Source organism: Treponema sp. UBA753 (assembly GCF_002297325.1).
Lineage (GTDB): Bacteria > Spirochaetota > Spirochaetia > Treponematales > Treponemataceae > Treponema_D.
The window spans coordinates 12,688-34,631 of record NZ_DBKJ01000079.1; the positions used below are offsets into that span (position 1 = coordinate 12,688).

Consider the following 21,944-nt stretch of genomic DNA (forward strand, 5'->3'; position numbering starts at 1 on the left):
TTTCTTTTTCCAGAAGTTTTTCATTTCCTGCAAGAACTTCTGTGCCTTCTTTTAACAATTCTTCTTTTTTTAAATTCTTCGCATTTGAATTTTCAATTTTTAAAACCGAAGCATTCTTAAACGCTTCAGAATTTGAAAGTCTGCTTTTTGATTTTTTATTTTTTGAAGAAACTGATTTTTTTTCTTTTAAAGATGAAAGACGCATTCCATTTTGCAGAATTTTATTTTCTTCATTTTGAAGTTCAGCATTTTCCTTCTCCAAAAGAAGTTTTTTTTCTTCTATAATATTTTCTTGCTCTTCAATTTCTTTAGTTGAATCAGAAATAAATTTTCTAACACTCAAAGTTTTTTCGCGGGTAATTTCGCCTTCCCTTAAAACCCGGACTAAATTTTCAAGTTTGCTTCGCATTTCCTGCAAAAACACAGTGCTTTGCGAATGTTCAAGCTGTTTAAGCTCAATTTCTTTTTGAAGCATTTTTACTTCACGTGAATGAATTTTTGCTTCTTTTAGAGAAAGCTCATCCTGTTTTTCTTTTTGGCATTTTATAAGTTCTTCAAGCTCTATGTGTTTTTCTGTTAAACCTTTTATCAAAGAGCTTACATCTGCCTGCTGATTCGAAATATAACTTTTTGCCTGCTCAACAACTTTTTGTGGCAAGCCGGAATTTAAAGCTATATCAATTGCGTGGCTTTCCCCTGACATTCCAACAAGCAGTTTATAAGTCGGACGCAAAGATTCAGAATTGAATTCAACAGAAGCATTAACACATCTTGAATTTGCATATCCGTAATTTTTTAAAACTCCATGATGAGTTGTAACAAGGACAAAAGAATTTTTTTCAAGCAAAGAATCAAGAACTGCCATCGCAATCGCTCCTCCTTCAAGAGGATCTGTTCCCGTACCAAGCTCATCAAGCAACACAAGACTTTTTTCATCAACATTTTCCAAAGCAAGCGCAATATTTTTCATGCGACTAGAAAAAGTGCTCAAAGACTCATCAATTGACTGCTCATCACCAATGTCTGCAAAAATGGAATTGAAAAAAGGAAGTCTTGTGCCTTCGTCAGCAGGAATTGGAAAACCAGCCTGATTCATCAATGAAAAAAGCGCAACAGTTTTTAACGTTACAGTTTTTCCGCCTGTGTTCGGGCCTGTAATAATCATAACTTTTTTCCCAAGCATAAAATTAATTGTTACAGGAACAGCTTTTTCTGCTAGAAGCGGATGACGCGCATTTAAAATCAACGGAGGCTCTTTTTCTGTATCACAATTTTCAGCAAAAATCCCATGGATTTCAAACTGATATTTTGCGGCGGCACAAGTTGAATCAAGGAGAAGCATTGAATCATGGCACAAAATAAAATCTGAGCAATAATCTCTTAAACTATCAGAAAGCTCTTTAAAAATTTTATTAAGCTCAGTCTGCAAATTAAATTCTTCTTGAACAAGCTGATTGTTTGCCCGCACAATTTCTTCAGGCTCAATATAAAGAGTTTGCCCGGAAGCGCTCACTTCATGCACAATTCCTTTTATAGAGCTTCTGTGATCCGAACGAACCGCAAGCAACTCACGGTCAGCTTTTAAAGCTGGAACATTATTTTGCAATGCAGAATTCAAAGTTGAATCAGAAGTATATTTTTTTAATGCGGACTCAATTTCCCTATGAAGCAAGGCAATTTTTTTTCTGATTTCCTTGATGGAAGGCAAATCTTTTACTTCACCAGTTGAAATATCAATAACAGAAAAAATTTTATTTCTAGCATTTTCCAAAGAAGGAATTGACTGCGCAATTTTTAAAAGCTCTGGAATTTCAAGTTCAAGTGAAGCAGATTTTATGCAGTTGCAAGCTTCATCAGTGTAAGTACAAAAAAGCCCAAGTGCAAAAATTTGTTCATGCGAAAGAGACGCGCCATCAACTTTTAGTATTGAAAAATTTTCTTTTACAGGAGGCCAAGATTTTAATGCAGAATGAAATCGGGAGTTTAAATATTTATTCCATTCACGTCCCAATGATTTTAGTTTTGAAACTTTATCAATATCAGAAGAACTTTCTCTTGAAAGTAAAAAAAGTTTTCCTTCTTCGCTTGCCGCAAGAGAAGCAATCTTTTCTCTTATTCTATAAAAATCAAAATCACGGGCAACCTGCCCTTTTAGAAAAATATCTTTTTCACCACTCATAAATATTTTAAAATTTCTTCAGGCTTGTCAACAAGTTTTTGCGCTCCAGAATCCAAGAGAAAATTTCTATCTCTAAATCCCCAAGTTACACTTATGCAAGGAATTCCGGCATTCTTTGCAGTTTTTATATCAACATCAGAATCGCCCACGTAAATTGTTTCATCTCTATTCACTTCAAGAATTCGCATAACTTCTAAAACCGAATCTGGAGATGGCTTTCTATTTCTGTCTTCAAAATCGCCAACCGCAGTTTCGCGTTTTATGCTAGAAGAAAAATAATATTCTGCAAGTTCTTTAACTTGAGCATCTGGCTTATTTGAAACAATTCCTGTTTTTATTTTCATTTCATTTAAAGTTGAAATCAAATCTAAAATTCCATCATAAGGACGAGTTTTATTCTGCCAATTTTTTGCATAATTTTCCTTCATTAATAAAACTGATTTTTCATATTCAGGATTTTTCTTTCCATTAGGAATTGCAAGCTCCATAAGTTTTGCGATTCCATTTCCTACAAATTGCCGGACTTCATCTATCGAGCGCAACGGAAAATTCATCTGACGCAAGGTTTCATTGCAGCTGTCCGCCAAATCATCAAGAGTATTAAGGAGTGTTCCGTCCAAATCAAAAATTACAGCTTTTGTCATTTTAACTATTCTTCTTAAAAAATGAAATTATAAAACAAACTAAAAAAAATACAGCATTGACTAAAACAATCGAAGCACCACTAGATGAGCCAGTATAATACGAAAAGCAAAGTCCTGCAATTCCGCCGACAAGTGAAATCAATTCTGAAACAACCAAATAACGTCTTGAAGTTTTGCTCACAAATCTAGCAGAAGCTGCCGGAAGAACAAGCATGCTGTTAATCACAAGAAGCCCGGTCCAACGTATGCAAACAGAAACAATTGCAGCTGTCAGCAAAGCAAAAACTTGTTCTATGAAAATTGTTTTTATTCCGCGGCTTTTTGCAAAGGATGAATGAAGCGAAACAATCAGCATTTTATTGTAGAAAAAAATCCAAACAAGAAGAAGAGCAACTGCGCAAAAAAACAAAAAAAGAATTTCATTTGGCTGAATGCTAAGAATGTCGCCAACAAGATATTTTTGATACTTTGAAAAATTTCCGCCAGCAGACAAAAGCACAATTCCCAGCGCAACTGATGTTGAAGAAAAAACTCCAATAATCGTATCGCTAGAAGATTTTCCTTTTGACTTTACCATGATTATGGAAAAACCAAGCAGCATAGAAAATAAAACCATAGAAATTGTAACATCGCGAATTCCCAAAAGAACACCAATTGCAATTCCTGTTAAAGCAGAATGCCCAATTGCATCGCTAAAAAAACTCATTCTATTTGAAACAACATAAGTGCCCAATGCTCCAAAAAGCGGACCTGCGATAACAATGGCAAGCAAAGCATTTTTCATAAACGTCGGAGACAGCCATTCAAAAGGAAAAACAAAATTTAAAAAAGAATAAATCAGCTGCATAAATTTTCACTCCGATTTTTCATATTCATCAGGAAGCATAATGTGCCCAAAAACTTCCACAAAATCTTTTTGGCGGTAAACATCTTTTACAGTTCCAACAACTGCGCTGGCATTATTTATAAAAACAACTCTGTCAGCATGACGCGCCACTAAATCCAAATCATGGCTTATCAAAAGAATCGTTATATCAAAATCACGGCGTATTGAAGAAACAAGTTCATAAAAAGATTTCAAGCCTACTCTATCAACGCCGCTTACAGGTTCGTCTAAAAGCAAAATATCCGGCACAGGATTTATCGCAAGCGCAAGCATGACACGCTGAAGTTCTCCGCCAGACAAATCACAGACTCTGCGTTTTAAAAGCTTATGGGAATTTGTGCATGAAAGAATTTCAGAAGCAGCTTCAATATCTTTTGTTCTATGCTTTAGCCATACAGGTCTTTTTGAAGTGCAAGCCAAAACCAAATCTTCAACGCAGACAGGACTTCCCGGTTCAACAGAAAGCGTCTGAGGAACATAGCCAAAAACAGGCTTAGTCGTGGTATACGGAATTCGTTTTCGGCAAGTGCAAAAACGGTCATGGTCAGTTGTATGATCCTTTCCGCAGTTTCCAGCACATTTTTCGCCTTCAAAAATTATATTTCCTGAATGAGGAATTGTATCCAACAGTGCCTTTATAAAAGTTGTTTTTCCAGCTCCGTTTCTCCCAACAATCGCAGTAAGCTCGCCGCAATGCAAATGAAGATTTATATCTTTTAAAATATATTCGCTGCCAGCTTTTACGCTTAAGTTTTCTATCCTTGTACAGCAGACGTGAGATTTTCCAACAAGACAAGGCATTATTTTTTTTCCTCTGAAAAAGCATTCATTAAAACCACCATATTTTTTTCCATGCCTTCAATGTATGCATTTTTTTCCAGCCGCCCATTTACGCACGGATCAAGCTCATAAACAGAAAGTCCGGTTTCATTTGCAATAATTTTCGCCGCGTTAGAAGAGTACTGAGGCTCAGCAAAAAGAACAACATCTTCTCCAAGGTTCGTAACAAATTTTATTCTTTCAATTATTTTTGACAATTCTTTTGCACTTGGAACAGTTCCCGGCTCCTGCTCAATAACTGCCGAAATTTCAAAACCAAATTCTTTTGCAAAATAAGGAAACGCTTCATGGAAAGTTATAATTTTTCTTCCGGCAAAAGGCGCAAGAGAAGTTTTCATTTTTTGCTCAAGGGCATTCAACTGTTCTATATAAATCAAAGAATTTTTTTTGTATTTTTCTGAATTTTTTGAATCAAGCAAGCAAAGTCCTTTTGTTATTTTTTGCACTTCATAAATCGCGCCGGAAACACTCACCCAGACATGAGGATTTCCGTCAAAAAGCTCAAAGCCATCAGAAGCGACAACAAGTGAATTTTTTTTCAGTGAAAAAGCCTTGTCAAAAAAATCTTCCATTCCGCTTCCGTTTACAACAAGAATGTCGCATTTTTCAATAAGCTTCATGTCGGCAGTTGTAAGCTGATAATCATGCAAGCAACCAGTTTCAGCAGGCGCTAAAAGCGAAACTTCAACATCGTCAATTCCATCCGTCAAATTTAAAAGCATTATATAGATTGGATAAAAAGATGCCGTTATTTTTAGTTTTTCAGAATCAGCTGAAGCAGAAGTCTGTTTTTCTGACAAAGAAACTTTCCAAACTGAAAAAAAAGAAATAATAAACACAAAAAAACAAACTGTAAAAATTAAGGTTATTTTAAGAGATTTTTTTTCTTCCATAAAATTATTCTATCTGAACTAAGCATTATTTACAATAAGACAAAAAAGTTATAAATAACAATTTGTTTTTCAGAATAGCACAAATTTTAGTTGACGTATATATAATTTCAGTTCATAATGGGATTGAATCTTTGAGGAAAAAAATGTCGAATCAAATTGTCACAACAGGAATTTCATTTTTCGGAGCAGGCACTTTAAAAAATTTCAATGAAGAAATAAAAAATAACGGCTTTCAAAGAATTTTTATCATAGCAAATCCAGAATTTCAAAACGCATTAAAAAAAATTTCCTCAATGCTTGCAAAAAACAAAATTGTATACAGCATTTTTGACAGAGTAAGCCAGACAGCATCCCTTTCCGATACAAGAGCCGCATTAAACGCAGCAAAAACACTCAGAGCTGATGCAGTGATTTCTGTAGGCTCAAAATCAGTTTCAGACATTTCAAAAGCAGTATCGCTTCTTCTTTCAAATCCTGAAATTTCAGATCCAAGAAAATTAGAAGGAAAGGCAAAACCAAAAAACAAAGCAATTCCGCTTTATATGTTTTTTACGTCAATCGGAAATGCCTGGGACTCTAGCCATATTTTTATCTTAGAAGATGAATCGCAGCGAAAAAAAATTGAATGCGAAGACATAAACGCAATTCCAAAAGCATTTTTTTTCGATACAGAGCTTGTTTCCATTACAAATAAAAATGACTTCGCATTTTTAGCTTCTTCCCTTTTGGCTTCTTCCATTGAGTCATTTATCTGCAAATCTTCCTGGGATTTGAGCAACTTTTTCGCATTAAAGGCAATGAAGTTGATTTATGAAAACGCGCTTCTAGCTTCAAAAGAAAATTCAAAGGCAATAGAAAATATGCTTTATGCGCAATATTATGCCGGCATTGCTTTTGCAAACGGAGGCGCGGCTTTTGCAACGGCAGCATCACTTTCCTTGGAAGCGGCAATTGGAATTTCCTTTTCAAAATCCATAGTTCCAATATTTAAGGAATCAATGGAATTCTATGCGGCTTCAACAGGACAAAAATACAAAGACATCGCAGTGAACATGGGAGCAAAAGTTTCATCTTCAGCCTCTCCAGAATCATTTAGAAAAACCGCGATAAATTCTGTCGAGAAATTTTTCAAAGAACATTCTGTGGCAAAAAAAATTGAAGAAGTGAAAATTTCAAAAGAAGACATTTCGTTCATCCAAGAAAATATTTTAAAAAACAAATATACAGAACTGAATCCAAAAACTGTAACAAAAAAGAAAATTTCGGATGTTTTAAAATTGCTTTCCTAAAAAACATCAGAAAAAAAAGCTGAGCATTCGTTAAAGACTTCAATAAAAGGCAACAAACTTTCTTTACCGATTTTCATTTTTAACAAATAATCATCTACTTTTAAAATTGAATTTTCAGAGTTTGTTTTTGATAAAAAATAAAAAGTTTTGGCAATATCAAATTCTTTTGGACCTTTGCAAGACAAAAGAAAATTCGAAGCAAATAAATTTTTATCTTCATCAATTAAAATATTTTCCGGACAAAAATTTCCGTGGCAAAAAAAATTTCCTTCTGGAAGTTTTTTCAGTTTTCTTATGACAGAAGAATTTTCTTTTGAATTTCCGCCTAAAATAAAAACCAGCAGTTCCTTATAGCTTGTAAGATTTTCCGCATTTAAACTCAAAAGTTTTTTATGAAGCAAAACAAATTTATCAGAAAAAATATTTTTATCGAGTTCACTCAAAATCTGTAATGGATTTTTTTCAGTATTACTTTGAAAAACAATTCCAAAGCAGCCGTTTGTTTTCAAAAAATCACAAGGTATAAATTTTGAAACATCCTGTTTATAAGCAAACTGGGAATTTCTAAAATCCATTAATGCAAATTCCTTTGAAACATTTTCATTGAAGAGCTTTAAAAACCGATTTTTGTCAATCTTAAAAATTTTAAAATACTTTTTTTCTTCAAGAAAATTTTCTGCCGAAATAAAATTTGAATAATCAGTTTTAAATTTGCTGACAGAAATTCCATCTCCAGTTTTATAAAATTCAGTTGTAAACTCCGTGTTTTCCTTTAAAAAATTCACATAGCGTTTTATTTTCCGAACAAGTTTTTTTGTGCTATAGCTTTTGGTAAGATTCTGATTTTCAACAATTCCGTGAAACAGCAAATTGTCGCTTATGATTGCACCTTCCGCATTTAAATTTGCCTTGAACTTTTCAAAAAATTTTTCGTACTGAGCTTTTGCCGCATCAATAAAAATCAAATCAAATTTTTCATTTATATCGCAAGACAAGGCATCGTTATTTATTATTTTTATTCTGTTTTTTAAACCGCATTTTTCCACATTTTGAATTGCCTGAATAGTCCGGTCAATGTCGATTTCAATTGTTGTAACTTTTATATTTTCATTAGCAAGAGCAAACTGAATAGCAGAATATCCTACAGCAGTTCCAATCTCCAAAATTGATTTTACATTATGACTTTTTATAAAACTGCAAATAAATTCAGAAGTTGCATCCTGCATAATGGGGACATTGTTTTTATGCGCAAGAGATTTTATTTCAAGCAAGAAATCCGCTGACATTTCTAAACTGTCCTTCCAAATCTTTATAAATTTTTACATCTTTAAATTTTGAATTTTCCATTATTTTTTTAGTTTGCAAAGCATTGTATTCGCCAGTTTCCAAAATTAAAATTCCGCCAGGATTTAAAAAATCAACCGACTGGAAAATCAAGTTTCTTATAATCTCAAGTCCATCGTCAAGGTTCGTAAGATTCCCGTTCAAATCAATGTCGCCGCACAACGCAAGAGAAGGCTCGCATCTTCCATCTTTTAAAAGCTCAACAGTTTGAGAATAAGGAATATACGGCGGATTAGAAACAATGACATCAAAAAGTCCGTTTCTGCTACATCCTAAATTTTCAAAAAGATTGCTTTGCACAAAAACAGTTTTTTCAAAAGCACACTTGCTAAGCAAACTCAAAGAATTTTTCTTTGCAACATCAAGAGTTTTTTTACTTATGTCTGCAAAAATAATTTTGGGAAGCAATTGTTTGGGAATTATTTTTTTTTCTTCTATGAATTTTAGAATGCTGACTCCAACACATCCGCTTCCTGAACACATATCGCAAACAGAAAGAATTTTACAGTCTGAAGATGCATGAAATTTTTCCTCAATAAAATTAACAGCATTTTCAACAAGCAACTCTGTATCTGGCTTAGGAATAAGAACATTTTGGTCAACTTCAAAATTATATCCAAAAAACTCTTTTGCTCCTGTAATATATGCAACAGGCAAGCCAGTTTTTCTTTTTTCAATTGAAGAACAAAAAAGAAGCTTTTGCGGTTCAGAGAGTTCTGTTTCAGAATGAAAAAGAATAAAAGTTTGGTCACATTTTAAAATCCATTTTAAAATAACATCAGCATCAAGAAGAGGACTTAAACTGGATTTTAATTCAGACAGTGCAAACTTTCTGGCTTGGCTTATTGTCATATTTTAAAATTTCAACTTACAAGATCAGAACTGTCTTTTAACTGCTCCTCTTTTGCATAGACATTCAGCGCATCAAGCATTTCATCCATATTGCCCATCATAAATGAAGGCAAATTATGCAAACTCAAATTTATGCGGTGATCTGTAACTCTGTCCTGCGGAAAATTATAAGTGCGGATTTTTTCACTGCGGGCACCGCTTCCAACCATGCTTTTTCTTGCATCCGCGCGTTCTGACTGACGCTTGGTTTCTTCAAGGTCAAAAAGACGAGCACGCAAAACCCTGAACGCCTTGTCCTTATTTTTATGCTGGCTTTTTTCATCCTGTTGAATAACAACAATTCCAGTAGGAATATGAGTCAAGCGGACTGCAGAATCTGTTGTATTAACACACTGACCGCCAGGACCGCCTGCACGCATAACATCAACACGAACATCTTCCGGCCTGATTTGAATTTCAGTTTCTTCAGCCTCTGGCAAAACAGCGACAGTTACAGTTGAAGTCTGAAGACGTCCCTGGCTTTCTGTGGCAGGAACACGCTGAACACGATGAACTCCACTTTCCCACCTTAAAGTTCCATAAACAAATTTTCCTGCAATCGATGTTACAATTTTATTGAATCCGCCGACTTCAGTTTCCTGAGCTTCCATTGTTTCTGTTTTCCAGCCTTTGCGTTCTGCAAGGTGCATATACATTTCCCACAAATCACGGACAAAAAGGCTTGCTTCATCTCCACCAGCGGCGCTTCTAATTTCAAGAATAATATTTTTTTCATCAAGAGGATCTGGCGGAATCAGTTTAAGTTTTATTTCTTCTTCCAGCTTAGGCTTTTTTTCCTCAAGCTCTTTCAGTTCTTCTCTTGCAAGTTCTTTCATGTCGCGGTCTTCCTCTTCTGTTATGAGGACTGTCGCATCTTCAATTCCTTTTAGAATTTTTTTATATTCGTCGTAAAGCGACATAAGTTCTGTAAGCTGCTGGTGCTCACGCATTGTTTCTTTATATTTTTTTTGATCCTTAATTAAAGAGGCATCTCCAACAAGTTCTGAAACCACATTGTAACGTGCAGAAAGATCTTCAAGTTTTTTTATCAAATCCATAGTTTATAAAATATATCGAGTTTCTATGAAAAAAGCAATGAACTGTGAAATTTGAATTTCTGCAAAAATTGCTATTAAAAATTCAAATTTTTTATATAAAGATTTTCAAATGATTTATCTTGAACGAGGTCCACGTGAATTGAATTTTCTGCAAGTTCGCAAGCGGATTTTCTTAAATCCAAATTTAAAAGCAAAAGTGAAGCTCCGCAAAGTGACGCATTTCCAGCAGCGAAAGTTCTTTCCGAAAGAAACTTTGGAATCATTTTTACATCGCAGGCATCTTTTATATCAAGAAGAGAGCCAAAGCCCCCAGCCAAATAAAGAATTCCAGATTTGCATTTTGATTTTTCAGAAAGAATTTCAAGGCCTGTCAAAACAGCTGATTTTGCAAGCTGAAAATTTCTTATATCTTTTTGGCAAATATAAATTTCATCCTTAAGAGCAATTTTTTCTTTTCCAGAAATAAATGTTCCAAACGAATCTATTATTCCGTTTCTTAAAAATTCTGAAACTGCGCTTAGAATTCCAGTTCCGCAAATTCCAATTGCTTTTTCGTTTCCAAGAACAAAACATTTTACTTCATTTTTTTCAAGAACTTTAACTTTTGCAATAGCACCTTCTTGCGCAGGAATTCCGCATTCAATTCCATAACCTTCAAACGCAGGTCCTGCTGAAGTTGATGCGCAAAAAATTTTGTCCAATTCCGCAGAATAAACGCAAAGCTCGCAGTTTGTTCCAATGTCAACAAGAAATTTATTTTCATTTTTTTCTAGAAAACCGCAGGCAATCAATGAACAAACAGTGTCGCCGCCAACAAAAGATTCAATTGCAGGAGCAAAGTAAAAATCACAATCTAGCGGAATATTTTCAAAATTCAAAAGTTTATTTGCTTGAATTGAAAATCCAAATTTGCTTGGAAGTGAAAAAGGAAACTGTGCAAGTGAATCCGCGGAAATTCCAAGAGCAAAAGATTCCATTGCTGTGTTCCCGGAAATCACAATGCGCTTTAAAACTGCTCGTCCGCGGCGATTTTCAACAAAAAAATTTTGAGATGAAAGAATCAGTTTTTTTGAAATTCTTTCTATTTGAGATAAAATTGATTCATGAAGCTTTTTAAGACCAGAAGGTTTGCTTGAAAACAAAATTCTTGAAACAACATCGCTTCCAAATTCAATCTGACAATTTTCTTCGCCAACAGAAGCAACAAGGATTCCGTCTTTTAGCGTAAAAAGATTTGCGGCTATAGAAGTCGTTCCAATATCAAAGGCAATTCCAACAAAATTCAGCGCAAGAGAATTGTCGCCTTTTAAATTTTCAAGACCAGAGAAATCCGCAAGAACAGAAATATTTTTTTTTGTTTCCGAACCTTCACATAAACCGCAATGCCGGCAAACTGAACAAATCACTTAAAAAAACACAACTCCAAAAACTGCGCCAAAAACAACAACCACAACAGGATGAACTTTTGTTTTAAATAACACAACCAACGAAACCGTAAAAATAGCAAGAGCCGGAAAATTAAAAATCTGCAAAAATCCAGAGTCAGAATTTTGAGTGCTGAAGTTTAAGATTGACAACGTGAAAATCTGAACAAGAACACACAAAACAAGTCCGCTTGTAACCGGCCGTAAAGTTTTAAATATTGATTTCACCAAAGGCTTTTCCTGAAACTTTGAAAAAAATTTTGCAATCAAAATAATAGTAACAATCGATGGAAGAATTTCGCCAATCGTTGCAATGATTCCGCCGGGCACTCCATAAAGTTCTGTTCCAATATATGTTGCAATATTTATTCCAATCGGTCCGGGCGTGCTTTCACTGATTGCAAGCATACTGTAAAATTTTTCCGCGGAAATAAGTCCATACTGATTTACAAGAACATTTTGCATAAAAGACGCCGCAACGAGGCCGCCGCCGACTGCAAAAAATCCAATATACATGAAGACAAAAAATAATTGCAAAAGAGTCATTTTTTTATTTCCTCAGCTGAATTAAATTTTTTTGAAGTTGCAAAAGCAACAGCGCCAATAAAAGCCGCGCTCAAAACAACTAAAACTGTATGCGCATGGAAAAAATAAATTGAAGCAAACGAAGCAAAAAACAGCAAGACGCTCCAAAGACTTTTTAAATTTTTCTTGCAGAGATTAAAAACAGCATAAGTAAGCAAAGCCGCAACCGCAGCGTTGATTCCTTTCATTGCTTTTTGAACCCAGCCAATTTGCTCAAAGTTCGAAATGAATTTTGCAATTATAGTTATTATGATTACTGAAGGCGTTACCATTCCAAGAGTTGCAAAAATTCCGCCGATAGTTCCAGCACGTTTATGGCCAACAAAAGTCGCCACATTCACTGCAATTATTCCCGGAGTTGTCTGCGCAATTGAATAGTAATCAAGAATTTCATCCATAGAAACCCAGTTTTTCTCGTTAATCAGGACACGCTCCAAAAGAGGAAGCATAGTAAGTCCGCCGCCAAAAGTTACAATTCCGATTTTAAAAAAAGTAATAAACAAATCAACAAGTTCTTTGAACAAAGCCATAACGTTTTTTATAATATAAAAATAAATGGGAAGTAGCAAGAAAAAAAAGCTGCCCTTTTGCTTTTTGCAGCCACAGGACAGCTTTTAAAGTGCAGAAAAAAAATTAGCACTCGCAGATTGGAACAAAAGTTTCAGCTTTCAAAGAAGCTCCGCCAATCAAGCCGCCGTCAATATCAGGCTGGGCAAGAAGTTCTGGCGCATTTGAAGCTTTCATTGAGCCGCCGTACTGAATAATAACTTCATCGGCAACTTTCTGATTGTAAAGCTTTGCAATGTATCCGCGCACAAATTTGTGGATTGCCTCGGCATCTTCTGGAGTTGCAGTTTTTCCAGTTCCGATTGCCCAAACAGGCTCGTAAGCAATTGTAACACGTTTCATCTGTTCTTCTGTTACACCAGCCAAGTCTGCGGAAAGCTGGAATGCGCAAACCTGTTCTGCGTTTCCTGCCTCACGGTCAGCAAGAAGCTCACCAATGCAAAGGTCAACTTCCAAGCCTTCATTTAAAGCGCGGCGAACTTTTTTGTTAATAAGCTCATCAGACTCACCGATTTCGTGGCGGCGTTCTGAATGTCCAAGAATTACACACTGAACACCAAGATCCTTGAGCATTTCTGTTGAAACTTCACCTGTGTGAGCTCCGTTTGCAGTTGCAGCGCAATCCTGGGCAGCAAGAATAATGTTTGAACCTTTTACAACCTGACTTACAGCATCAAGGTAAACAAAAGGAACACCAATCATAAATTTGTTTGTTTTTCCTTTTAATGCGGAAACCAAATCCGATGCAAGTTTTACTGCTTCCGCTTTGGAAGTGTTCATTTTCCAGTTTCCGGCGATATAATGAGTACGTGCCATAACCAAACTCCTATCTAAAATTTAATGACAATAATTTTACAACAACAAAGAACTAAAATCAATTGCAATAAATGGAAGCACATTTACAGCAGAAAAAAAAATATGTTATAATAAAAAAATACAAAGAGTTGGAGCGCATAATGAAACAGGAAATTGTTTTCAGCGGGCAGGCAGACGCGGAAAGTGCCGTGCAGGAGTTGGTCAGAAAGTTGAATAATCCGCCGGAAAGTTACAACGCGGTGCTTTTCTTCCATCGTCGGACTACGACTTTGAAATTCTTTCAACTTTGCTGCATGAGAAATTCAGCGGAGCACAGGTTGTAGGAACAACGACTTCGGGTGAAATCTCAAAGCAGGGATTCACGAGCCATTCAATAGTTCTGACTGCGCTTTCTTGCGACAGAACAAAATTTTCAGGCGTTGTGTTCGACGGAGTTGACAAGTTTCCGATTGTGCATAAAAAGGAGCTTGAGGATGCGGCGGCAAAAATCGGAATAAGATGCGCAGATCCCACATCGCACAGGAACGCGTTCGCCATAACTTTCGTGAACGGACTTTGCAACGCGGAGGAAGCCCTCCTCTCATTTTTCTATGCGGTCATAAAAAACGACGACTTCATGATAGCAGGCGGTTCAGCCGGAGACGACCTTAAATTCAAGCGGACATTCGTAAGCTGCAACGGAAAAGTCGTTTCTGACGGAGCCGCCATTCTTTTTGTGAAGACTCCGCTTCCGTTTTTCATCCAGAAGGAAAATATTTTCACGCCGTCAGGAAAGCGCACAAAAATCACCCAGGCGGACACATACATCAGAAAAATAATCTCGCTTGACGGAATGAATCCGCGCAGGCGTTACGCGGAGCTTTTGGGAATTCCTGAGTCCAAGGCAGACTCGGCGGCGCTCACAAATCCGTTCGGAAGGGTTTTCGGCGGACACACTTTCATCTCGTCAATCGCGGGCTTCAATCCGGACGGAACGATAAATATGTACTCGCGCGTCCTTGCGAATTCAACAGTCGAGCTGATGGAGCTTGTTCCGATAAAAGAAAAAATCGAGGAGTCGCTGAATTCCGCGCTCAGGGAAATTCCGCATCCGGGATGCATAATCCTTGTAAACTGCATCCTGCGCACGATAATCTTCCAGCAGCAGGGAATCTGCGACCAGATATGCAAGCTTTACGGCTCGCACGGACTTGATTTCGCGGGATTCTCAAGCTACGGAGAGCAGATCGGACGGATAAATTCAAACCAGACTTTGGTCAGCATCATAATCGGAGAATAACATGGACAGAATGACAGCGATAAACGGCGGAAAGGAACTTGCGAAAATACTAATGGACTGCTGCGCGAAAAACGCGGCTGGAAATTCCGGGGCGCAGGACTACATAGACAGGATGACAAACGACTCCGGGGCGGACAACGAGGAGAACACCGCGCTCAGGGAGCTTTCTGATTCGGGAGAGAAGCTTTCCGAGAATGCAGGCGAGCTGATTGAGAACTTCAAGCGGAATGCGGAAGGCAACGGACAGATTTTCAAGGCGTTCGAGAATTTCAGTCAGGATGTAGACAAGGTTTCCAGAAACAACAACAGCCTCAAGTCAAGCATCGACAACTTCGGCGAGCAGATCAAAAAAATCATGAAGCACATGGACGACATCTCAGAGATTTCAGAGCGGACAAACCTACTCTCGTTCAACGCGTCGATTGAGGCGGCTCATGCCGGAAGTGCCGGAGTTGGATTCAGAATCATTGCAAATGAGGTCAAGAAGCTTTCCGAGAACACGAAAAAGGCTTCGGATGAAATCACGAAAATGGTCGGCGCGCTTCAGGACAAGCTTGAGCAGCTTTCGGAACAGAGCAGGCAGAATTCACTTCTTCTGTCCTCGCTTGTGGACTCAACGGGCAAGTCAAAGGAAATCGTCTCTCAGATGAGCACGGACACCGACATGAATTCCCAGTGCGCACAGAACATGCTTGAGCTTATTGAGCAAAACCGCAAGAGCATCGACTCCGTACTACAGACCGTAAAAAAACGCAACATCGAGCAGCTCAAGGAATTCGCGGACAACGCATCTCAGAACCTGATTCTCTTCAACGACATAATCTCCTTCTCAATCGAAATCGACCAGATTTTCAAATACCTTGAGTCGCAGGAACATTCAGCGCAATAAAAGCGGAAGGCATATTCCAGTCCCGGAGCATTTTTTGTGTTCCAGGGGAATTTTTGACATAAACAAAACCTCCGTTGAAATCACACAGGAAGAAATTCCTGTAAAATTCCAAGACGGAGGCTCGCTAAAGCAGATTTAAGCTGAATCATAAATACAATGCAAAACATTTTATTTATGATTGCATTGTACCTTTCAAAATCAGCTTACTCAGTCGGGCGTTTCTTAAGCTTTTTACTTTTAAGGACTGCCTGACCTTCTCCAACTTGCTGCTCCATCATAGCGCGAACTTTCAAAGGCAAGCCAAACAATGTAATAAAGCCCTGTGCATCTTTGTGGTCATACAACTCACCAGTCTTGAACGAAGCAATGCTTTCATTGTACAGACTGTATTTTGAATAAGAGCCTGCTCCGCGGATTGCGCCCTTGCACAGCTTGAGTTTTACCCAGCCAGTAACAGTTTCTTCTGTTTTATCAACAAACGCCATGCAAGCGTCAAACAAAGTTGTAAACCATTTTCCGTCATAGATAAGTTCTGCAACTTTTATAGAAAGCTGCTGCTTGTAATGGTATGTGTCGCGATCCAAGCAAAGGTGCTCCAGCATTCTGTGCGCAAAATAAAGAATTGCTCCGCCTGGAGTTTCGTAAACGCCACGGCTCTTCATTCCTACACAGCGGTTTTCGCAAATATCAACAAGACCAATTCCGTTTCTTCCGCCGATTTTGTTAAGTTCAAGAAGAAGCTTAAGGGCATCCATTTTTTTGCCATTAACTGCAACAGGAATTCCTTTTTCAAAATCAATCTTAACATATTCGCCAGCAGCAGGAGCTTCTTCAGGCACAACTGTATTCTTAAGCATATGCTTGTAGTTAGGCTCATTTTCTGTTTTTTCAAGCTCAAGACCTTCATGGCTCAAGTGCCAGATATTTTCATCGCGGCTGTAAGACTGATCCTTTTTCATCGGAACTTCAAGCTTACGGTCTTCAAGATATTTGATTTCAGCTTCACGGCTGTCCATATTCCATTTTGGGTCACGCCATGCGGCAATAACTTTCAAGTCTGGAGCAAAAGCCTTGATTGCAAGCTCAAAGCGAACCTGGTCATTTCCCTTTCCAGTTGCTCCATGACAAATTGCAACAGCCTTTTCCTGGCGAGCATATTCAACAAGAATTTTTCCAATAAGAGGACGCGCAGTAGAAGTTCCAAGAAGATACTCATCTTCATAAATTGCATTTGCCTTCAAAGCCGGCCAAACATATTCTTCAATATATTCCTGACGTGCGTCTACAACATAGCAAGCAGAAGCTCCAGTTTTCAAAGCGCGGGACTTGATTGCCTTCCAGTCATCTCCCTGTCCAACATCAATGCAAACCGCAATAACATCATAGTCATAGTTTTCTTTGAGCCATGGAATGATAACAGTTGTATCAAGACCACCTGAATAAGCCAAGACAACCTTATCCTTTTTTGATGCCGCAGATTTCGCAACTTTTGCTGTTGCCTTTACAGCTTTTTTCGCAGTGGATTTTACAGCCTTTGCTGCTTCAGAAACTTTTTCTTTAACTGCCATAACAACGCCTCTTATAAAGAATTTTTCAGTAATCTTATTTTCAGTTTGAATAAGTCCTAAATAAAATTACTGTATGCATAGAATATACATTTTTATGAATAAATATGCAATATCAAAATGAATAAAAAACGAAAGCCGCTTGAACAGTAAAGTGTTTTTGTTTTTCTTCCAATGGCAAATTCTGCGGAAGCAATGCTGTCTGCCGTCTAAAAGAGCCGTACTTAAACGCTCCGTTTTCCTTAAAACAGCAAGTACATTCCTTGTTTATAAAAACATTTCCATCAGGAATGCCTATTTTCTTCAAAAGAAAAAGATTAGCTTTTGCAAGGCTCAATGAATATTTATTCCCATCAATAAAAGAAACACAGTCGCTTCCAAAATTTTCTGCAAAATATTCAGCGCGGTCTTTATCAATGGAATAACAGCACGAATTTATATGCGGTCCCAAAACAAAGCACAAGTCACAAGGACTAGAACCATATTTTTTATTCAGCATATAAAAAGCTTCCGCTGCAATTCCAGTTCCCTTCCAACCAGAATGCAGAACACCAAATACATTTGAGTTTTTATCATAAACAAAAATCGGCATGCAGTCCGCAACAGTTACCGCAGGAACAATAAATTTATTTGAAGTAAGAATTCCATCTCCCTTCTTAAAAAAAATTTCATCCGCGCTAGAAACTTCATACACAGTTTTTGAATGAATGAGCTCCGGCTGCGCAACTTTTCTTTTTTCAGCGCAAATAGAAGAAAAAAAATTATCACGCACTGAATTATTTTCATTCCATCTGAACCGCATATTTCCAGACGACAAAACCGACATTCCCCACAATGGAGCAGAAGGCAAAGGTTTTCCGTTGTAAAAAAAATTTCCTTTCAAAAAGCTCATACTGAAATATTTTCCATTTCTATAATTGCCTGCAAGACTTCGGATGCAAATTTTATGCTATACGCAAATTTTGCAAGATTCTCTTTAAACTCTTTATTGTCCGCGCCCATTATCTTATTTAAATTTGCAAGCGGTCCGTAATAAACAGTTGACTTTTCGCCAAGCATCGCAAACAAAAGATTTTCAAAGCCCGTTAAAAACTTTGCAAACGAATCCGCCAAATCCAAGGCATTTCCTTCAATTTCAAAAAGAATGCTGCGAAGTTTTTCCTTGTCCGGTTCTTTTTCAGAAGAAGCATAATGCGCAATTTCAGAACCGTACTCTCCAGAAGATGAAAGCCGCTCAACAAGAAAATCATTTTTGCTGATAATAGAATTCAATTTAGAAATCATATCAGAAAACTCATACATATTTTCCTTTATTGAAAACTTTCCTTCCAAAGTAATTGTGCTTAAAAGCTGCTTGTACTTTGGAAACTCATTCTTTAAATAATAATTCAAAAAGCCAATCGAGCATTCATATTTTTCAGTGTAGTCGCCGCCAATTTTTTTCCATGGACGTGAAGGATACTTTGGAAAATCTTCAAGTGAAAAATAAGTTTTGAGTTTTTTCTTTATTTCCGATTTTTTAAAATCCTTGTTCCACATTTTAAGCCGTTTGTCCAAAACAACTTTCCATTGCTCTTTGAATTTCTGAAACCACAAGTCGCTGTAGCTTAACGGCAACGGAGAATAAAGGGAATTTTCAAAAATCACTTTTCCAAACTTCTTAAGCGGAATTTTTTCTGCAAACGTATTTAACAAAGAAATTTCTGCGGACGATGAATTTACTTTTTCTGAAATCTCCTCATATGAAGAAGCCGAGTAGCTCCACAAATCCTTCTGCGGAATTCCAGACATAAAAAGAACAGAAAGAGTTGTATCTGAGCATTCAAGCCGCCCCAAAAGAATTCTTGCAAGGCTGTCAAAATCATCTTTTATCTGCGAAAAAGAACAAGTGCGTCCGGAAGTTCCAGAAGAGAATTTTGACATTGCAGTGCCAAGCGGAATTTTCACAAACATTCTAAGCCGTTCAAATTCACGGGAACAAGCTGACATTTTAACTTTCTTTTCAGAAGAAATTCCAGAAATGATTCCGTCAAGCTTTGTAAAAAGAATATTTCTTATGTCCGCAGGCAAAGGCTTTTCAAAAGAATAACTGTAAACATCGCACGAAGATTTTATCTCTTGAACAATTTCAGGCATTACAGTAAAACCAAGCAAAAAATAAAACAGTCCTGTATCCTGTTCAATTGAATCAAACGAAGGCTTAAAAAAATCCCGCACGCGCTTTAAATCCAAAAGCTCAGAATAAAATCCAGAAAGAAGAAGTTTATTTTTGCAGTCAATTACATCAGGAAAATCATGTTCCAAACTTTTTGAAAGAGAAGCAACAACAGAATTATTGTAAACAGTTTCAATGCTGGAATTCAAAAACAAAGATTTCAGCCATATAATGAATCTGAATAAAAGCGGCTCTTGCCTAAGTTTTTCCGAAAGAGTCAGTTTGTCTTCTCTACGCTTTTCCTGCTCAAGCTGAATGTCAGATTTTTCAGAAGGAAAAGAAACATCAAGTTTATCCTGCTGAATCTGGCTCAAAATATCAGAGCGTTCCTCTTTTGAAAGATTTGACGCAAGAACTTCAAAATTGCTTTTTGCTGATAAATTTTTATTTTCCATAATCTGATTCTATTCTATGAAAAGAAACAGGAAATGTAAAGATTTTATTTTTATAAGAATATCTAAAAAAAATGCTCCCAATAATGCAAGGGAGCAAAGATAATGCAATTTTTTATTTTTCAAGAACTTCCTTTATAATAGAAAGACCTTTGTCAATTTCCTTGTAGCCGATATTTAAAGGCGGAACTAAGCGCAAAACATTTTTTCCTGCTGTAGAAAAAAGCACACCTTTTTCGAGGCAGAGTTTTTCAACTTCAACAGGATTTTTTGAAACTTGAATTCCAATCATAAGACCTCTTCCGCGCACATCTTCTACACAAGGCAAATTCCAGCTTTTTACAGTGCTTTGAATATATTCGCCTTTTTCAGAAACAGAAGCCAAAAATCCGTCCTTTAAAAGCTCATGCAAAACAACGCTGGCCGCACTGCACGCAAGAGGATTTCCGCCGAAAGTTGACTGATGATCCCCAGCCGCAAAAACATTGCCTTTTCCGCGGTAAAGGCAAGCGCCCATAGGAATTCCGCCGGCAACAGCTTTTGCAAGCGTTACAACTTCCGGATTTATTTCAAGCTGTTCGCTTGCAAGAAGAGTTCCAGTGCGCCCCATTCCAGTCTGAACTTCATCACAGATTACAATTGCGCCAGCTTTTCTTGCAGCTTCTGCAGCCGCCTTTGCCCATTCTTTATCAAGAGGAAAAACACCGCCTTCGCCCTGAACACATTCCATCATCAGCGCGGCAGTCGTATCATCAAAAGCATCTTTTAAAGAATCATAATCGTTTGGCTTTATAGTTTTGAATCCTTCAACATAAGGTGCAAAAGTTTCAGGGTGAAAAATATCCTGGCCAGTCGCAGTAAGAGTTGCCATCGTGCGTCCATGAAAAGAATGCTCCAGCGTTACAATGGTTTTTCTTTTTGAGCCGCCGTTCAGCTGTCCGAATTTGCGGGCAAGTTTTATGGCAGCCTCATTTGCTTCCGCTCCGCTGTTTCCAAAGAACACGCCTTCAAAACCTGTAGCGTCTAAAAGTTCATCCGCATACTTTACGCCAATGTCGCTAAGAAAATAATTGCAGACATGAATCTGTTTTTTTGCCTGGCTAGACACAGCTTTTACAAGCGGCTTAAAATTATGCCCCAAGCTGTTCACTGCAATTCCCGCAAGAAAATCAATATATTTTTTTCCATTTATATCTGTAAGAACAGAACCTTTGCCGCTTTTAAAAACAACATCAAAAGATCCGTAGTTATTTAAAACCTTTTTGCTTCCCATGTTAACCTCTAGTAAATCATAGTTCCAATTCCGCGGTCGCTGAACATTTCTATCAAAAGCGAATGAGGAACGCGGCCGTCAATAATATGAGTGCGCGGAACACCTCCGTTGCGGGCAAGCATGCAGCACTCAATCTTCGGAATCATTCCGCCTGCAATTATTCCTTCCTCTATATATTTTTCAACGTCTCCAATATGAATCCGCTGAATCAAAGACTTCGGATCGTTCACGTCTTTTAAAACGCCAGGCACGTTTGTAAGCTGAACAAATTTTTCAGCATGAAGAGCCACAGCAATTTTCGCAGCGGCAGTGTCGGCATTTATGTTGTAACGGACATTGTCTCCATCGCAGCCCAAGGCAACGGTTGAAACTACAGGGATAAAATTCTGCTCCAAAAGGGACTCAAGAATTTCCGGGTTCACTTCTGTAACTTCCCCGACAAAGCCCAAGTCCTGTCCGTCTTTTTGGATTTTCACAGCCTTCAAAAGTCCTGAATCAACTCCGCTCAAGCCAACAGCCTTTCCGCCGTTTTCAAGAAGAAGAGCAACAATGTCCTTGTTCAGTTTTCCAGTCAAAACCATCTGGACAATCTCCATTGTTTCCGCATCAGTGTAGCGAAGTCCGTTTATAAATTTGCTTTCCTTGCCGACTCTTCCAAGCATATTGTTAATCTCAGGTCCGCCGCCGTGAACAAGCACAACATGGATTCCTATTGTATTTAATAGAACAATATCTTCCATTACGTGCTTCTTTAAATCCGCATTAAGCATAGCGTTTCCGCCGTATTTTACGACAACAACTTTTCCGACCCAATGCTTAAAATAAGGAAGAGCCTGAACAAGCACATCAGACCAATGAGCATTGTCAAGCCGAGGATCAATTTCTTCTATATCAGGTTCATTTGTATTCAATTTT

Annotated in this window: 20 protein-coding genes and 1 pseudogene; 4 read left to right on the plus strand and 17 right to left on the minus strand. The window is 37.5% G+C overall.

The features are described from left to right. From B4C08_RS06935 to B4C08_RS06955, 5 genes are all read right to left on the minus strand, one after another. A partial coding sequence (locus B4C08_RS06935; RefSeq protein WP_296664137.1) for an endonuclease MutS2 occupies window positions 1–2,179 on the minus strand: 2,179 nt, incomplete at its 3' end. After that, window positions 2,176–2,823, minus strand: a complete 648-nt coding sequence (locus B4C08_RS06940; RefSeq protein ID WP_296664138.1) for an HAD family hydrolase — start codon at window positions 2,821–2,823, stop codon at window positions 2,176–2,178. The genes B4C08_RS06935 and B4C08_RS06940, both read right to left, overlap by 4 nt. Before the next feature lies 1 nt (window position 2,824). After that, window positions 2,825–3,670, minus strand: a complete 846-nt coding sequence (locus B4C08_RS06945; protein WP_296664139.1) for a metal ABC transporter permease — start codon at window positions 3,668–3,670, stop codon at window positions 2,825–2,827. A gap of 6 nt (window positions 3,671–3,676) precedes the next feature. Then, the gene (locus B4C08_RS06950) at window positions 3,677–4,510 is read right to left on the minus strand and encodes a metal ABC transporter ATP-binding protein (protein WP_296664140.1); all 834 of its coding nucleotides are present in this window, start codon (window positions 4,508–4,510) and stop codon (window positions 3,677–3,679) included. Then, window positions 4,510–5,442 carry a metal ABC transporter substrate-binding protein gene (locus tag B4C08_RS06955; protein WP_296664141.1) on the minus strand — a complete coding sequence of 311 codons (933 nt, stop codon included), beginning with the start codon at window positions 5,440–5,442 and terminating at the stop codon, window positions 4,510–4,512. Before B4C08_RS06955 ends, B4C08_RS06950 begins: the two co-directional genes overlap by 1 nt. A 143-nt stretch (window positions 5,443–5,585) precedes the next feature. On the opposite strand from B4C08_RS06955, the gene B4C08_RS06960 reads away from it, so the two are divergent. Then, window positions 5,586–6,731 carry an iron-containing alcohol dehydrogenase gene (locus tag B4C08_RS06960; protein ID WP_296664142.1) on the plus strand — a complete coding sequence of 382 codons (1,146 nt, stop codon included), beginning with the start codon at window positions 5,586–5,588 and terminating at the stop codon, window positions 6,729–6,731. Here B4C08_RS06960 and B4C08_RS06965 read toward each other — a convergent pair. The 7 genes from B4C08_RS06965 to tpiA all read right to left on the minus strand — a co-directional run bounded on the left by B4C08_RS06965 (window position 6,728) and on the right by tpiA (window position 13,416). Next, window positions 6,728–8,017, minus strand: a complete 1,290-nt coding sequence (locus B4C08_RS06965) for a class I SAM-dependent methyltransferase (protein ID WP_296664143.1) — start codon at window positions 8,015–8,017, stop codon at window positions 6,728–6,730. The genes B4C08_RS06960 and B4C08_RS06965 overlap by 4 nt on opposite strands. Continuing rightward, window positions 7,995–8,927 (minus strand): peptide chain release factor N(5)-glutamine methyltransferase, encoded by a 933-nt coding sequence (prmC, locus tag B4C08_RS06970; RefSeq protein ID WP_296664144.1) that lies wholly within the window; start codon window positions 8,925–8,927, stop codon window positions 7,995–7,997. The genes B4C08_RS06965 and prmC overlap by 23 nt, the downstream gene beginning before the upstream one ends. An 11-nt stretch (window positions 8,928–8,938) precedes the next feature. Beyond that, complete coding sequence (prfA, locus tag B4C08_RS06975; RefSeq protein ID WP_296091166.1) at window positions 8,939–10,018, minus strand: peptide chain release factor 1; 1,080 nt, start codon at window positions 10,016–10,018, stop codon at window positions 8,939–8,941. A gap of 80 nt (window positions 10,019–10,098) precedes the next feature. Next, window positions 10,099–11,430, minus strand: coding sequence for an ASKHA domain-containing protein (locus B4C08_RS06980; RefSeq protein WP_296664145.1), 1,332 nt, complete (start codon window positions 11,428–11,430; stop codon window positions 10,099–10,101). Beyond that, window positions 11,431–11,994 carry a chromate transporter gene (locus B4C08_RS06985; protein WP_295797002.1) on the minus strand — a complete coding sequence of 188 codons (564 nt, stop codon included), beginning with the start codon at window positions 11,992–11,994 and terminating at the stop codon, window positions 11,431–11,433. Continuing rightward, a complete protein-coding gene (locus B4C08_RS06990) occupies window positions 11,991–12,563 on the minus strand; it encodes a chromate transporter (protein ID WP_296664146.1) in 573 nt (190 codons plus the stop codon). Before B4C08_RS06990 ends, B4C08_RS06985 begins: the two co-directional genes overlap by 4 nt. A gap of 103 nt (window positions 12,564–12,666) precedes the next feature. Continuing rightward, window positions 12,667–13,416, minus strand: coding sequence for a triose-phosphate isomerase (tpiA, locus tag B4C08_RS06995; protein ID WP_013701181.1), 750 nt, complete (start codon window positions 13,414–13,416; stop codon window positions 12,667–12,669). A 265-nt stretch (window positions 13,417–13,681) separates the two neighbouring features. Between tpiA and B4C08_RS07000 the strand changes: the two are divergent. The 3 genes and pseudogenes from B4C08_RS07000 to B4C08_RS07010 all read left to right on the plus strand — a co-directional run. Beyond that, a pseudogene (locus tag B4C08_RS07000) lies at window positions 13,682–14,239 on the plus strand (FIST N-terminal domain-containing protein); the annotation flags it as partial. Between the two features lie 9 nt (window positions 14,240–14,248). Next, entirely contained in the window at window positions 14,249–14,695 is a 447-nt protein-coding gene (locus tag B4C08_RS07005) for an FIST C-terminal domain-containing protein (RefSeq protein ID WP_296664168.1), read from the plus strand. 1 nt (window position 14,696) lies between these two features. Further along, window positions 14,697–15,584, plus strand: a complete 888-nt coding sequence (locus tag B4C08_RS07010; protein ID WP_296664147.1) for a methyl-accepting chemotaxis protein — start codon at window positions 14,697–14,699, stop codon at window positions 15,582–15,584. Window positions 15,585–15,787: 203 nt separating this feature from the next. On the opposite strand, the gene B4C08_RS07015 is transcribed toward B4C08_RS07010, so the two are convergent. From B4C08_RS07015 to argB, 5 genes are all read right to left on the minus strand, one after another. Beyond that, on the minus strand, window positions 15,788–17,152 hold the full coding sequence (locus B4C08_RS07015) for an argininosuccinate synthase (RefSeq protein WP_295796545.1): 1,365 nt from the start codon (window positions 17,150–17,152) through the stop codon (window positions 15,788–15,790). A 112-nt stretch (window positions 17,153–17,264) separates the two neighbouring features. After that, entirely contained in the window at window positions 17,265–18,041 is a 777-nt protein-coding gene (locus B4C08_RS07020; protein WP_296664148.1) for a polyphenol oxidase family protein, read from the minus strand. Beyond that, window positions 18,038–19,759, minus strand: a complete 1,722-nt coding sequence (locus B4C08_RS07025; protein ID WP_296664149.1) for a DUF5312 family protein — start codon at window positions 19,757–19,759, stop codon at window positions 18,038–18,040. The genes B4C08_RS07020 and B4C08_RS07025 overlap by 4 nt, the downstream gene beginning before the upstream one ends. Window positions 19,760–19,871: 112 nt before the next feature. After that, window positions 19,872–21,029: an acetylornithine/succinylornithine family transaminase gene (locus tag B4C08_RS07030; RefSeq protein ID WP_296664150.1), complete on the minus strand. Its 1,158-nt coding sequence runs from the start codon at window positions 21,027–21,029 to the stop codon at window positions 19,872–19,874. Between the two features lie 8 nt (window positions 21,030–21,037). Beyond that, window positions 21,038–21,940 (minus strand): acetylglutamate kinase, encoded by a 903-nt coding sequence (gene argB / locus B4C08_RS07035; RefSeq protein ID WP_296030171.1) that lies wholly within the window; start codon window positions 21,938–21,940, stop codon window positions 21,038–21,040. Window positions 21,941–21,944: the final 4 nt, after the last annotated feature.